This window comes from Alicyclobacillus shizuokensis NBRC 103103 (assembly GCF_001552255.1).
GTDB lineage: Bacteria > Bacillota > Bacilli > Alicyclobacillales > Alicyclobacillaceae > Alicyclobacillus_G > Alicyclobacillus_G shizuokensis.
Map to the genome: position 1 here is coordinate 18,853 of NZ_BCQV01000028.1, position 14,379 is coordinate 33,231.

Annotated in this window: 16 protein-coding genes; all 16 read right to left on the reverse strand. The window is 53.3% G+C overall.

Annotation, left to right across the window (positions count from 1 at the left end; genetic code table 11):
• Positions 1 to 86: 86 nt before the first annotated feature.
• A complete protein-coding gene (locus ASH01S_RS11675) occupies positions 87 to 308 on the reverse strand; it encodes a type II toxin-antitoxin system HicA family toxin (RefSeq protein ID WP_067928314.1) in 222 nt (73 codons plus the stop codon).
• Entirely contained in the window at positions 309 to 533 is a 225-nt protein-coding gene (locus ASH01S_RS11680; RefSeq protein ID WP_067928447.1) for a type II toxin-antitoxin system HicB family antitoxin, read from the reverse strand.
• 68 nt (positions 534 to 601) lie between these two features.
• Positions 602 to 1,093, reverse strand: a complete 492-nt coding sequence (locus tag ASH01S_RS11685) for a CHC2 zinc finger domain-containing protein (RefSeq protein WP_067928450.1) — start codon at positions 1,091 to 1,093, stop codon at positions 602 to 604.
• Between the two features lie 1,164 nt (positions 1,094 to 2,257).
• On the reverse strand, positions 2,258 to 3,502 hold the full coding sequence (tnpB, locus tag ASH01S_RS11695; protein ID WP_217996321.1) for an IS200/IS605 family element RNA-guided endonuclease TnpB: 1,245 nt from the start codon (positions 3,500 to 3,502) through the stop codon (positions 2,258 to 2,260).
• Between the two features lie 350 nt (positions 3,503 to 3,852).
• The gene (locus tag ASH01S_RS11700; protein ID WP_067928319.1) at positions 3,853 to 4,731 is read right to left on the reverse strand and encodes a hypothetical protein; all 879 of its coding nucleotides are present in this window, start codon (positions 4,729 to 4,731) and stop codon (positions 3,853 to 3,855) included.
• A gap of 412 nt (positions 4,732 to 5,143) precedes the next feature.
• Positions 5,144 to 5,575 carry a prepilin peptidase gene (locus ASH01S_RS11710; RefSeq protein WP_067928324.1) on the reverse strand — a complete coding sequence of 144 codons (432 nt, stop codon included), beginning with the start codon at positions 5,573 to 5,575 and terminating at the stop codon, positions 5,144 to 5,146.
• The gene (locus ASH01S_RS11715) at positions 5,568 to 7,013 is read right to left on the reverse strand and encodes a hypothetical protein (protein ID WP_157067108.1); all 1,446 of its coding nucleotides are present in this window, start codon (positions 7,011 to 7,013) and stop codon (positions 5,568 to 5,570) included. Before ASH01S_RS11715 ends, ASH01S_RS11710 begins: the two co-directional genes overlap by 8 nt.
• Positions 7,007 to 8,341, reverse strand: coding sequence for a ParM/StbA family protein (locus ASH01S_RS11720; RefSeq protein WP_067928330.1), 1,335 nt, complete (start codon positions 8,339 to 8,341; stop codon positions 7,007 to 7,009). The genes ASH01S_RS11715 and ASH01S_RS11720 overlap by 7 nt, the downstream gene beginning before the upstream one ends.
• Before the next feature lie 4 nt (positions 8,342 to 8,345).
• On the reverse strand, positions 8,346 to 8,981 hold the full coding sequence (locus ASH01S_RS11725) for a thioredoxin domain-containing protein (RefSeq protein ID WP_067928333.1): 636 nt from the start codon (positions 8,979 to 8,981) through the stop codon (positions 8,346 to 8,348).
• A 102-nt stretch (positions 8,982 to 9,083) separates the two neighbouring features.
• Positions 9,084 to 9,779, reverse strand: coding sequence for a hypothetical protein (locus ASH01S_RS11730; RefSeq protein ID WP_067928336.1), 696 nt, complete (start codon positions 9,777 to 9,779; stop codon positions 9,084 to 9,086).
• Between the two features lie 17 nt (positions 9,780 to 9,796).
• Entirely contained in the window at positions 9,797 to 10,303 is a 507-nt protein-coding gene (locus ASH01S_RS11735) for a hypothetical protein (RefSeq protein WP_067928339.1), read from the reverse strand.
• Positions 10,304 to 10,310: 7 nt separating this feature from the next.
• Entirely contained in the window at positions 10,311 to 11,624 is a 1,314-nt protein-coding gene (locus ASH01S_RS11740; protein WP_067928341.1) for a hypothetical protein, read from the reverse strand.
• Between the two features lie 21 nt (positions 11,625 to 11,645).
• Positions 11,646 to 12,071, reverse strand: coding sequence for a hypothetical protein (locus ASH01S_RS11745; RefSeq protein ID WP_067928344.1), 426 nt, complete (start codon positions 12,069 to 12,071; stop codon positions 11,646 to 11,648).
• An 83-nt stretch (positions 12,072 to 12,154) separates the two neighbouring features.
• The gene (locus ASH01S_RS11750) at positions 12,155 to 12,385 is read right to left on the reverse strand and encodes a hypothetical protein (protein ID WP_067928347.1); all 231 of its coding nucleotides are present in this window, start codon (positions 12,383 to 12,385) and stop codon (positions 12,155 to 12,157) included.
• A 187-nt stretch (positions 12,386 to 12,572) separates the two neighbouring features.
• Positions 12,573 to 13,373 carry a type II secretion system F family protein gene (locus tag ASH01S_RS11760; protein ID WP_157067109.1) on the reverse strand — a complete coding sequence of 267 codons (801 nt, stop codon included), beginning with the start codon at positions 13,371 to 13,373 and terminating at the stop codon, positions 12,573 to 12,575.
• Positions 13,374 to 13,478: 105 nt separating this feature from the next.
• Positions 13,479 to 14,369, reverse strand: coding sequence for a hypothetical protein (locus tag ASH01S_RS11765; protein WP_157067110.1), 891 nt, complete (start codon positions 14,367 to 14,369; stop codon positions 13,479 to 13,481).
• Between the last annotated feature and the right edge of the window lie 10 nt (positions 14,370 to 14,379).

Sequence of the window (14,379 nt, forward strand, 5' to 3'; positions counted from 1 at the left end):
AATACGAAGCCAGCGTGCATGTGTCAGCACACTGTTCTCGTTGACGTTTCCTCGCCCGTTGGGGTGTCAAAAAATTTATGGTGCTTTTACTCGAGATAATCGAGAAGTTGCTCAGGGGTCAGGCTTGCTTGATGCAAAATCTCTTGTAAGGTCCCACGTTTAATGGGGTTATGATTGGGGACGACAACGACGTGCCCATTTGCGTTTTCCAAAATCACGTGAGAACCGGATTGGCGTTTTACTTCAAATCCGGCCTTTTTTAGCGCTGCCAGAACCTCGCGGGCAGACAGTTGTGGAAGCTTTGGCACTTAGTCCACCTCGATTGTAGTCAAGGTGGAAGGTGGCACATCTTCAACAGTCTCTCCCTTGTCCTTCATGTACTGAAGGTACAGGGCGATTGCATCTCGCGCGTTCGACACGGCTTCTTCAAATGTATCGCCTTCCGTAACGCATCCCGGAAGACCAGGAACAGTCACGACATACCCGCCGTCGTCTGGATCAGGCGTTAACACGACGGAGAAAATCCTTTTCAAGTCGAACACCTCCGTGCTGTTTCCTTTAGCACGAAGTATATCCGATATCGTCGACATGGTTCCAGCTTTCACCTCTCAACTTGTTCAAGCATCTGTTGCAGACGCTCGATCTGTTCTCTTTTAAACCTTTCGTGTTCCTTCCACTCGCGCCAAATCCAGTCGAGCTCCGCCTTACGATGACGCCGCCATTGCACGGGATCAATACCGCCAGGTGCAATGCGCCGCGGCGTACGGAGTGTGAATCCAAGCTCAGCCAGTTGGGCTTTGGTGAGGGTTTCAGCAGGGTGCAGCCGGCGTTTGGCTCGCTTTCCACTCTGCGGGTAGAGTTCCGCCTTCGCAGCCTCGAAGCTGATTCCTCGAAGCCACGCGTGGAACGCTATCACGCCGCCTTTTGCGCCACATTTGTGACAAAAGAACGTGTCTTTAACGGAGGATACGTACAGGTGAAACTGCCTGTTCGTATCGCCGCATACTGGACAGTGGGCCTTCCACTGGCCTGGGCGGTACGTCTTGAACAACTGGAGGTTGTTGCGTGAAGCAACTTCCTCGATGCTGATCAATCCGGACCTGCTTGACACGTGATGACGAATCTCAGACCCAACCGACACGACTACCCCCCCCAAGAAACTCAGACTGTACGTGCTGTGCGCAAATCTGTCTGTGATTCTAAAGGAGGTTTTTCGGCAGTTGCGGTCATTTCGAGGGCTTGTTGGACAGTTATCTTTGCGAGGTGCTCTCTGTGGGGATTGTCTCCGTCGCTCAGTGCACGAATGAGCTCCGAGACGTTGCGTGGTTTCATGGACTTTGGCATTTCGATCTCTCTCCCGATATTCTCCCCGCTAAGGCCGCCGGGGAGAAGTGTTTTCTCCCCGCGGCAGGGGATTCGGGATCAAAAAAGGCAAACGCAAGCCTCTCGAACATTGGTCAATCCAAGTTCCAGACGCTTTGAGCGTTTGCCTCTTAACTGCCCTAGAGCATAAATACCCTATGGCAGGATTCCCTTCTTACTTCTAAGTAGTTCTCGTTGCGTGCTCGTTGCCAATACAACTAGCGTTAGATTGTGAGCGAGTCGCATTTCAACGGTTGCGCGACTTACTGCGCCCTGTCACCGGCCGCGCTTGCATTTACGGAAAGCTGACAGGGGAGATTGAACATCTGTCCCTGAATACCGTCTCGATTTGTGAGACCGACTCATATTCAGGTAATCCTATCAAGACAGGCGATAGGAAAATGGTGTTGCAGCCAAAGACTAAACCGACACAACCAGAACGCCTCAACACGACAGTTACTGGAGTTGGCTATGGAAGTCGGCGCGAACTTCCACACCTCTCACCTAGTGAGCTCCAGAACTCCGGCACTCACCCACTTAGGGGCTTCAAGCGTGCCTTCAAATACCTTTGTGATACACTGATATCATACCTCACACTTTTTCTTACTGCAACCGCATTTTATCAAGATGTGCCGTAAGACCCCGAGCTTTAGCTCTGGGGATATAAGGCGCTCGCCGTTAGGCGAAAAATCGAGTACAATTACCTCATAGCCGCAGGGCCTGCGGTGTTAGCCTGTCGATAGATCGTGAGACCTGGGGGGAGTTGCTGGCTGCGGCTCAAACCGCGTAAGATCCCCACAATGGGGATCTTACTGGCGTTGACTTCCTCCCCACGGCTAAAGCCGGGGGATTCCAACGCTCACGCGCTGGATTTCCTGCTTCCTTGAGGCTTGCCTTAGCGTTTCGCAGATAGCTTACGCCCAGGTCTTACGGCCTCTCCACAGGCTAACACCGCCAGCCCGGCGGCTAAGATGTTCTGTGCAGCATTTACATCCCTGTCGTGTTTCTCTCCACATTCAGGACACGTCCATTCCCGAATGTAAAGAGGCATTTTAGGTATGATGTGGCCGCAATCAGAGCACCGTTTACTGGATGGATAGAACTTGTCAATTTTTACGAGTGTTCTACCGTACCAATCGGCTTTGTATTCGAGTTGCCGTATCAGTTCGCCCCACCCCACATCCGCAATGGCTTTTGAGAGATGGTGATTGCGAAGCATGTTCTTGACCTGCAAACTCTCCACGCAGATGACTTGGTTCTCGTTCACCAAACGTGTTGTGAGTTTATGCAGGAAGTCCATGCGCCGATCCGAAATCTTGGCATGGATGCGGGCAACTTTGATACGAGCCTTTTCCCAATTCCGAGATCCTTTCTGTTTGCGCGACAGGCTTCGTTGCGCCTTGGCCAGTCGTTTCTCGTCCTTACGGAAGAAACGAGAGTTGCCGAACTTTTGTCCTGTAGAAAGAATCACGGAATCCAAAAGGCCCAAGTCAATTCCTACTTGAGATTGAACAGGCGCTTTCGGTTCAATCTCTTCTTCAACCAAGATAGAAACAAAATACCGTTCCGCCGCATCTTTTGTGATAGTGACTGTAGAGGGTTTACCAACAAAGCGGCGTGACCATCGAATGTCAAGTGGATCAGACATCTTGGCGATCCAAAGGTTTTGACCATCCCACTTGAACGCAGAAGATGCGAATGTAGCAGACTGTTTACCACGTTTCTTGTGGAATTTCGGGTACTTGGTACGGCCTTCAAAGAAGTTGAGAAAGGCGCGATCCAAGTGCCTCAATTCTTGTTGAAGCGCTACACTGGATACTTCATTGAGCCATACCGTCTCAGGTTGCCGTTTCAATACCGTCAGTTGAGCAGACAAATCCTTGTAATACAAACGTTTCCCTTCGTTGTAATAGGCATCTGTTTTGAGACGCAAACCCCAATTGTAGACATAGCGAACACAACCAAACGTCTTGGCGAGGATTTGCTTCTGCTCTTCTGTTGGGTAGAAACGGTATCGGTAGGCTCTTTTCTTCAGCATACTTACATTATATCGCATTTCGTGTAACTGGAACATATATTCGCCTTGCGGCGAGCGCCTTATATCCCCAGAGCTAAAGCTCGGGGTCTTACGGCGCGTCATGATAATCAAGCTATCCCCTGGGCTGTCTCGTTGAAGCAGGAACCCCAACTCGTGAGGGTTGGAATCCCCTGGCTTTAGCCCTGGGGAGGAAGGTCAACGCCTCAACTCCTTGCGAGAACACAGAGAAGGATTCCAGACACAAATCCGACGGACCACAACCAACGCACGGGCGTAAGAATGTCACTCGTGACCGCGTCCAGCGCAAATACTACCCAATGCACTTTGAAAACACCTCGCTCGACGCAAAATATTGAGCTGTCGATTAAATCGCCGAAACTGATAGATTAAGAGCGACGGCAACTCATTGATCCGTCGCTCGCTTTTGAATCATCGACTTATCCTCAGACAAATTAAGCAACCGGTTCTGGCACCACATCTAGCACTGTCCCAATCAGGACTTTTTCCTCGTCGTTATGCCCGGTAATACGAAGATTTACCCAAGTCCCTGTTCTTAACATTTCACGTTCCCCACCTCGCCGGAACCGGACATTTACGCCGTCATGTAGTACGGCATACCCATTTGGGCCACGCAAAACGCGAACTTGAGCAAGCACATTGCCTCCACGAACGTATTTCCCTTTGTGCAGATCATACGGATTTTCCATTGCGTCTTTCCGAGAAACGACAATGGTATTTCCGGAACGCTGATCCGTAACTTTAACAGTGACCATTTCTCCGATCTGCAACTCTCGAGGTTTGACGACATTAAAATCCACCAACGAAAGCGGCAACCATGTCGGGAAACCTCCTACATTTACCATGTATCCGCGAGGTAATCGTCTGTAAATCACCCCTGTCCAGGTTGTTCCTGGCGTGATTTTCGACACATTCGCATTCTGCATGGCTTCTTGGGCTCTCTGCCGTGAAAACAGCAGAATGGGCCGTTCCCCGGTACCCGGATTAAATCTGTCCGGCATGACTGCAATGTACCGATTGTAATAACGGGTGAATCGATCTGCGCTTGGTAAACCCGACTCTGAAAGCGGGACATGGCCAATTAGAGGTCCAAACCGAATCATCAGCGATTCTTCCTCATGCCATTCTTGCCCATCCGCCTTATTCAAGTAATACTTGATCCGTTCGGAACCGGTTACGAGGGCTTGTACAACCGTATCGTTGCTACGCCAGGACATAAACATCATCAGAGCGTGTTCGTCGCTATCAAACTGCTGGGGATTGATCCGCGCTCCTTCTGCAGTGATGTTCAGATAAACTGGAATTCCATCCATATTCATTTCCCCCTCTGCTCAAACTTGCAATTTGGCTTCCCATGTCTTCCCGTTGAACCGCACACCTAGCACCTTTGAGTACCCTAATTTTCGACAGTGATCTTGCGCCCGACGAAGCGCCACGTTTGCCACGTTTGCCAGTTCCTTTGCTTGTACTCCATCTGGCGGCGGTACCTCGTAGAGGATCAGGGTGACCCGATATTCCGCTCGCACACCGTCCATTCTTGATTCCACCCGAACCACGGGGTTTTTCGTGACTTTTGCCTGTTTGTGAGCAACCACTCGGCGCAAGATTCGTAGCTCCTCTTGCTCCGTCCTCTCCAGGACTAACGCCCCCTTTCTAGTGCGCTGTGCAAGCTCATTGTCCGCCCAATGTTTCCGCCCAAAAATGCAAAAACGATGCAAGTTTCTCCTACAACATGTGCGACCATGCCACGGCACCCAGAGTACCCAGTAGAATATACGGTGCCACCGCTATCCTTGCTCTTTGTCGTCTGATTACAGGTAACAGAAAACGCATGAGCACGAGCGCGTTGGTGACCGCAAAGGCAAGTAGAACCACGGAGGGGCCAAAAATGGCCCCAATCATGCCGTATAAAAGAGTGTCTCCCCATCCCATGCGAAGGAATAAAGAGAAGGTCGCCCCCAAAAAGAGCCCTAAGGCAATCCCGGCCAAGGACCACCACAACCCACGCCAACCACCGAATACCACCGCCAATACCATCCCGGAAGTTCCGCCCACTAATACGACAGGTAGCGAAATGGTGTAACTCATCCGGTCTTCCACGGCGGCCACGCCCAACGCAATCAAGCCGACGAGCACGGTAAGCACAAACCTAAGCATGAGCGAGAGCTTCCTTTCGGACGAACACGTCGTAATGCTTGCCTTGATATACCGTTTTCCAGTCCGGCGATGTCTTCAACAGTTCCACTAGTGGCGCGCTTTTGTTCATCAGAACGTAATCGACTCCCTTCGCCCGCAGGTCCCTAAGCGTCCCGGGCCTCGCGTATTCCGAATCGTAGTAGGTCTTCATGACTCCATTTGATAGGTACAATTCGGTTCGTCCGTCCACACTGGCTGGCACACCTGCAGCTTCGAGCGTGCCTCCGAGGTCATAGTCGTTCCACAACCGCCAGCTTGGGTGTTCTCGGTGGAGTTCTTCAACAACCTGTACAGCTTTTGGATATAACACCGGCGCCGCATGCGAACGCAGGGTGCCATGCACAGTAAGACCTTCCCGCACAAAAAAGCCAGTCATCCCAAGCACCAATCCGAAAGCCAATGGCCGACTCCAAGCCTGAAAGGGGAGCCTCGGAAACGATGCGCTTGGAGCCAAAAACCAAGGCAAGGCGATCAGGAAATACGAGCCGAAACGAACGGCGTGTAAGAACATCACGAGAATGCCCACAGACCACACAGTCCGGAAGAAGCTCACAGGCTCCTTGGAAGACAACCGGGCGACAATACCCGTACCCAGTGCGACGATGGCCGCGGCGGTATACCACTCAGTCGCTACGGGTGGTTGCCATTCCATGATGTATTGAGAGACATGGGACCTTACTGACAACCAGACTGTAAAGGAGTACAAGTGCCAGTCCTGCGGGTTGAACAGGCTCACCACAATCAGCCCCACAGCGGTTATCAGCAGGGGTCGAGCTTGTCTCCTTTGCGGCCGATGACGAATCCATCCCCAGTCCCAGTCCGGTATGAGATCGGCCACACCGGCCCACACGACCAACCCAATGCCAAGAATGAACGAGCCATGTAGGTTCACCCATGCGAGCATCATTGGCAACAACCAAACGAGATGGCGTACCTTTGCATCGTCGCGGAACCGTTCCACCTGCATCACAAACAGCGCAAACAGCAGATAGGAGAACGTTTCCGCTCGAATCTGATCCCAAGGCAGGGAGAGAACTGCCAGTACAAAGGCGATGACACGCGGATACGCCGCGCGGTGACGTTCCAATAGCTCCGCCAATGTCCACCAGGTGCCTGTGGAGATGAGTGCCATCATGCCAACGACACCGCGAATCCCGAGCCAATGGTCAGCTAGGTAGAGTAGTACCTCGCACCCCCACTCTTGCGGCGTCCATGCTTGTCCATAGGCGGTCCAAGTCCAATAATCCTGGTGGGGAATCTGATGGTGTACAACGATCCACTCTCCGATGAGATTCGACCAAATCGGATCCTCGATGGAAAAGGGAATGTTGTACCATCCCACGAATAGGGCCAAAAGAGCCGCCCCAAAGGCAGCTCTTCTCAACGGACGACTTACCATGCGGCACGCCCTTCTCGAAAACGAGCCGGGATGTGTGGTTTATTATGGGACGTGTGCCCGTCGACTCCTATCGCGATGGTTTCCTCCGCTTTTTGCGGTTCCACCTTCGGTTTGGAATCGAACACCGAGGCATTCGCCAGTGTCGGTTTTTCCGCGGCCTTAGTAGGTTCCTGGGTCCGCTCCTCAGATCCTTGTACAGGCGGCTCTGGGGCAGATGAGGATGCGTCTGGCTTGGCCAAACTGTGATCCGTCCCCGTCTCGGGATGAACCTTGGCCTGTAGTGAAGAAGATGTTACAGGCTGTCTGTCCAGATTCCGACTCTCGTCAGCGATGTGAACCGTAACGGCCTTCAAACATCCTCTGGCATTGGCCCACTGTGCGTCCTTCACGAACACCTCATGGGGGTGAAATCCGGCCAATGCCTGACCGAGCGCCTGTGCCCCACCCCCGATCCAAAACACGGCGCGCACTCGGTTGCGTTTCGAGCCCCACAAGTCAGCTACTTGGGACTGAATACTGCGAGCGAGGGCCAGTCTCGCTTCGGTCACTTCGTCCTCGAAGCTCCACGTCCGGTTGTTGTAAAAAATGGAACCTCGCTCCAACGCCCGGTCGGCCAGATCCGGCTCCAGCATCTCTCCGGTCTTCGTTTCAAAGGCCCGACGAATGGCCACCGTCAAGTCCCTGGTGCCATGAGGGAGAGTGCCGGAGAGTTCTTCATGAATCAGCATCTCTGAGCCCGATACCTCGATCACCACCACGTCTGTGGTGTCTCCGCCGATGTCGACCACGGCGATGTATCCGTCCTCGTCTGCGAACTCTGGATGTTCCGGCGCCAAGGCGTAAGCGGCCACCAAGCTCTGGGGATAGGTCTTCACCGATCGGATCGTGAGGTGTTTTCGTTCTCCATCCACGATCTCGAGATCCTTTTGCGCCCCCTGGAGTCGCGCGGCGAAGTCCGACTGGACGACAGGATATTGGGAGTACGGGAAGTCAATCACCAGGTCCACCGGTTCTTCCGGTCGGGCGAGGAATCCCAGCGCCGCCCATACCAGCACCTCCGCAGATTCACTAGCAAACCGGTCTCGTCCGAATACGTACTCCGGCAAAGCTCCAAATCGCTCCGCCATCTTGCCGACGTACACATCTCTCGTCTTATCGTCTTCAAATAACCTCACTTGAAGGACATCCTCAGGTTTTGACGGCTTGCCGGAAAGAGAGTACACAGTCCGGCGGCGGCCGTTGGCCACTACAGACCGGAACATCACCTTATCTCCTGTCTCTGACATGGCCTTCACGTACCGATTGCCCAAGTCCACTGCGATCTTCATGGTTTTATCCCCTCCAATTCTTGCTGAATACCTGACTCCAATCCTTGACTTGGTTTTGTGGAAGTGGCCCCGGAATCTCTACCACCTGGCCTTTACTGTTCAAGACGTACGTGTCCGGTACTCCCGTGATCCATTGGTCTGCTGGCTGGCTGGTCTGAGACGACACCAAGGTGTACACAGGTTCAGTCAGGCCAAGTTTTTTCATGACTTGCTGGACCTTTTGGCCGGCTGTTTGGAGCGACTCGCCCTTCTGCGGCCAAGTCACCACGACATCAGGCAGATTCGCATAATTGTGTTGAGTTGACAGTTGAGAGAGGATGTCCGTATCCCAGTCGGAAACGAACACGATTGGATGGTCTTTAACGCTAAGTGTCAAGGACTTGCCATTGAGATCTCGAACAGGAACCGCATAGTATTTCTTAGCCGATCCAGACTTTAAGATGCGTTCCCGTTTTTTCAGAGGCCACGGTTTTGGGCTTTTTGAAGTGGACGAAGCAGATGAAGTGGGCTGTGCTTTCATTTGAGGCGGTGCCGGGGCCGGTTTGTGACTGCCACTGGCGGTAAACCCGAGCACCGTGCCCCCACCCAATAGCAGGACGGCCATCCCGGCCAGAGCAGCAATCTTGGTTTCCTTGCGCATTCCTTTGCATCTCCTCTCCGTCGAACTCCTTGTCAAGCCCAGTATCGCAAAGCGACGGAGAGGAAAAATGCAAAATCGATGCAGGATTCGTCGTGCTGCTCCTCACCGGTTGACCCAGACAAACCCAGACCAGCTCTTCCCGGGATACAACAACCGCTGGCCGAAGCGGGGAGGGAACCGACCACACCAAGCCTCTTGCAACAGGTGTTGCACGGCATGGTAACCTACCCGCCCAAAACCGCCCGTGTAGGTGACACCGGAAATAGCGAACTGCCGGGATCGCTCGGCACAATGAAGTGTGATCCTTTCAGCATCCCGTTGTGTCCGACGTATGATCTCGCGATGATCGGACTCAATGGCCTTGAACGCTTTTGGTGATACATGCACCTCATAGAGATCGCCCCCGGGGGTGTACCCTGTGAAGCGGCATACGCGGGAACGCAAGGCCGGATGCAGAGGATAGCACGCCAATAGGGATAGCGTGTAATGTTCCATGGCCCGTGCCCATGCCACCTGAAGCATGAAAGCCAGGAGAAGAATCACTCCCATACTTGCGAGGATTGGTTCTTGGACGGTCGACGGCGCGAACAATGAGACACCCTCGAGGACTGGCACAGTTAGCAAAAGTACGACTCGTCCGCGAACGCGCAACATCAACCATTCCAAAAAAGCCATGACGTTGTACAAGGGGCTGTACACGCTAAACAGAAGCGACAACCAGCGGGTCAGCCTGTCGAACCATTGGGCTTCGGCGATGAGATTCCCTTGCTTTAACCGTGAAGCGGTTGACTTGTACATCGCGGTCACCTCTTTTTCTAACTCACTGTTTGCCCCTGGAGTCCAGCCACCGGTGACACAGTCCACGTAATGGGTGGCGGATCCGGAAACGCAGTGTGACCCAATAGACCGACTATCAAATCTGTCGCTGCATAAATACCTTGCGGGGTGTACGATACCGTGACGGTGTACTGAGCATGAGCCGGGGAAGGAAAGGACACCTCAGCGCTTTGCACCTGAATGACTTGATCCAAACCAGCTTTTTGTTCCTGGTCCTGAAATACTTGATTCGCTATGGTAGTTGCCTGACTCACATTTACGTCAGAAGTGAACCCGATTCCGTTTTGTTCCGACACGGTACTGTACTGTGCCTGCGTGGCAGCACTGACTGCTGCCGCTTTTGCTGCGTCGTATACCAAATTGTGCACATGTACCATTTGATAGGTATCCACGGCAAACCAGATCGCAAACAGGGTCAAGGGGATGGAGAACAGCGTGTAGACTACTGTGTCCTCCAGATCCCCGCGAAGTCTCTTTCCCTTCATATAGCTCCTAATATGCTTCAGCCGTAAACGGCACTTGTGTCCCGTCACTGAGCGTCACCACCCCGCTTGTGTCGTCGGCACTAGCAGCCTGCACCTGCACCTCGTTGGCAGAAATCTGTGTTTGATTGGAGAGCCCTGTGCCTGTCACCACGCAGTTGGTCAAGTCCTTCCCGAAGATATCAATGAACTGGCCACCGTCCGCAGTGGGATACATGACAGCTTGGAGATGTTGAGTGTCATCTGACCACGTTACGCTGAGATTGTTGCTCAGCGCGATCGCCTGGTCGATTTGGCCCTCCGGACCGTAATAGGCAATATAGCTGTGAGAATCGGGAGTTCCACTGTTGACCTGAAAAGATGCGGTATCTCCGGATCCTGTCCAAGTCAGATACTGATCATCCGTTGCATCGTAGATTCCCACTCCATTGGTTCCGTCTCCCGGGATCGAGCTGCTGGCAACCAGCAGGATGGAAGTTCGAGTCGGGTTGACAGCAGAAGTGTAGTTGACATCGCTTTGTCCACTTTGTTTCCAGCCTAATTGCACGCTGTATTGGGTTGTGCCGGACGGATTGGCCACAAAATAGTACGTCGTGGATCCGTTCGCCGTATTCACGGTGATCTCACAGTTGTCACCGGGACGGATGACCTCGGTGCCTTTATCAAAGTTCTGAATGCCCGAGATCTTGATTTCGTTGTCCTGCCAGCTGCTGTAGGTGATCGCAAGTCCGCTGGTTACCGGGCCTGCCTGCCATCCCTGGGTATCGTCCTGAAAGGTGAGAAAGTCGCCCATAGTGGTCCCAGGAACCCCGGCCGGCGGAGAACCGAATCCCTGGCCTTGGATGTCCATCGTCAGATCCTGCCCGGAAACCTGCAAAGTAACGCTCGTGATTCCGATTTTGCCGGGAGGCGAATCGGTCAACACCGCATGCAGACCATTGTGAGCGTAGTCGAGCGCCTGAACCCCACCACGGGTGATCGGTATCGTGAGATTCAGCCCGAAGTTCCTTTCCATCGCGCCAAAGACGGGCATATGATAGGTGACCGCTACGTTCACTTCCTGGTTTTGATCCGTCTTTGTCACCGAGACGTCCGAATTGGGATCAAACAGCCCCCCGGCTGAGGGGAGGGCTGCCTCGATGTTCTGCACCACGGCTTGTTTTACGGCGTCAGTGTCGCTGGTAATCGCGGCCGTTGACAGGCCTGCGGAAGCCGCGGCTTCCACCACGTTGGCGGTGTGCTCAAACATGAGCAAAAACAAGACCCCGACTAACCCCAAAAGGGTCACGAACGTCCAAAACACGCGTGTGAGCAGGGTATTCACGGTTTTTCACCACCCTTCTATCTATTGGGAATACGGCACCCATTCATCCGCCACGCTGCTCACGGTCACGGTCTTGGTGTCCGTTACAGGGAGGGTCGGTCCGGCGAACCCAAACATACGGACAATAGGCCCAAACACCGGAACTTCATAGATAACGGAGATTTTCTCCTGCCCCTGCCCCAAGTCCACCACCTGGATATCTTGCGCTGGGTCGAACAGCACCGTCCCATCGAGTTGAGTCGGCATCTGACTTTCGATGACGGTCTGGGCTTCTTGTACCACGTCCGCGGATTCCGATCCGGTTTGGGCCATTTGTGTTGCCTGAAAACACGCGGTATCCACCACGGATACCGCGTGCGCCAACGGGACACCGATGACAAAGACCAGGACCACCACCACTAACCACAAGCCTAACGTCAGCATCTTGGTCAGAAAATCGTCGTCCATGTGCACCAACCCTCTCCGAGGTCCCCCGGCGAAATCCCGGGGGATTCCCGGCCGGTCCCAATCTCTTGGTCCCCTTTGATGCGTTAATTCGTCGGGAAGCTGAAATTTTGGGACACTGTGTTCAAGCTGGAGCCAACGGCACCCTTGACCAAACTGATGGCCTCAGGACCAAACACCAAGAGCACCGCTGCGATGACGGCCACGAAAATCCAGGCCTTACCCGTCATGTCCTCAAGGCTGGCAGGCAACCGTCCCTCACAGACAACCCACCGGAATACCTGACGATTGAAAAACCCCTTCATAGCTTGCACCATACGTAAATTCCTCCTACATTAGGGAATTTGGAAACGAGACGAAACCGTATCGACACTCGAACCTAAAACCCCTTGAACCACATGGATTGCGACCGGGCCCAAAACCAAGACAATCGCCACAAGTATGGCCAAAAACAACCAGGCCCTTCCGGTGATATCCTCGAAAGTGGCCCGAAGGTGATAGAAATCACATTTGCCCGGCCGCATTTTTCACCAACCCCCATACAAAGAGCATGACATCCAGGATGAACGGACTGACAAAAAACAACATGAACTTCATGTACACAGCCGTTTTCGTGTTGCGTTGCTTGCTCCCAAGACGCAGAGCATCTTCATGATTGATCTCCGAAATCGCCTGACTCAGGGTCTCGGAAATCTCGGCCCCGTGCTTAGCGCCTTGTTTGAGCGCTTTCGCCACCACCTCCAATTCCTCACTCGGAGACTGCTGTGCAACAACCTGCATAGCCTCCTCGAACGTCATCTGGCTCATCAGAGATCGGGCATCGTGGACAATGCGACGTAGGTGACCTTTGAGGTAGCTTTCCACCAGACGCAAGGCCTGTACATTGCTTAATCCGGCGTTGACATAGATTTTTAGCAGCAGAATCATCAACCGCATTTCCGCCGCGATGCTCTTTGCCACCGCCTTGGCCTTGGCCCGAACCTGCAAAACCGGGTACAAGAACGCGATGATCCCTAACAGCAGGGCCAGCAGCCAGCTTCCTGTGAACACCCGGATGACTGCAACTGTACCCACACCGAACAGCCACTGTTGTTGTTCGAGTCTCTCCGGGGTACGCTTGGAACCAGCCTGTGCAAGCCAACGGGCATAGCGGGGATGGAACCACGCCAAAGGCCATTTCCTGGGCCGATCCCGAGCCCGGCCGCGGGCTTCAAACGCATCCCGGGTTCTTCTCTGCATGCGCCGGCGTTGCCATTGGTTCTCCCACAGCCACAACAGCCCGGCTGCGAAGATCAGCACTCCCACCAAAATCGCCGTCTGCAGGACATATCCCTCCTTTCATCTGCGTCAAGACTTCACGTCTCCAGCGTCTCAGAAATTCAGCGCAAAAAAATGCAATTTCGATGCAACCTATCCGTCGAGATTGGTCGTTTTCGCCACTTGGGAGACCCCGACAAACGACGAGATCAGTGTGATGAAAAGACCAATTTGCATGATCCCGTGGATGTGCAGAGGCCGGTAGCCCACTGTGGCCACCGCGACAATGGCGAGAAATAATCCAATGGCTATCAATCGATAGATAGATATCTCCGAAAGGATCGCATTTTGCGTCTGTATTTTTTCGGCTAATGCTTGTCTGGTATCTCGCCACAGGTCCGGAAGTGAAGCATTATAACGTTGACCTTCATACGTGAGCACCGCCAAGGTTTCAAATTCAGGAATGTGCAATTCTTGCGCCCGAATCATCATCGCTTTTGCCACACTCATGTCTCCCGGCGCCCTTCCCAGCTCGTTGATATACTTAAACTCGCGACGGATCATGGGGGATGTCGTTTCTCGCTCGATCTCCTCACAGGCGTCCTCAATGGAACCTGTGTGCAGGACGTGGATACCTGGGTTTATGACATCCATCAAGAGACGCTTCCGCAAATTGACCACATAGCGATTGGACAATTCCGCCACAATCTGACGAGGCAAAAGCACGAGAAGGACGACCATTGTAAGTCCCAACCATAGGGGCACTCCAAAAGCCAGACGGCTGATCCCGATGAACACCAGTCCTGCGATGGGTACGTAGCGCGCGTAACGGTAGACGTCCACCTTCAGGCCAATGCGATTCAGATCGGTTTGAAGAGTGGTGAGGTACCGTTGCCAAAAGGAAGTCTTTTTCTGAACCTGAAGCAAGTCCCCGAAGAACTGTCGCGTACGAAGCAGGACTGCACGCTTCTCTGCAGCTCTTGCGCCCCACCAAAACACTCCAGACAAAAAGATTAGGGCTCCCACTGCCAGCGCCGTCGGCACCATGAACACC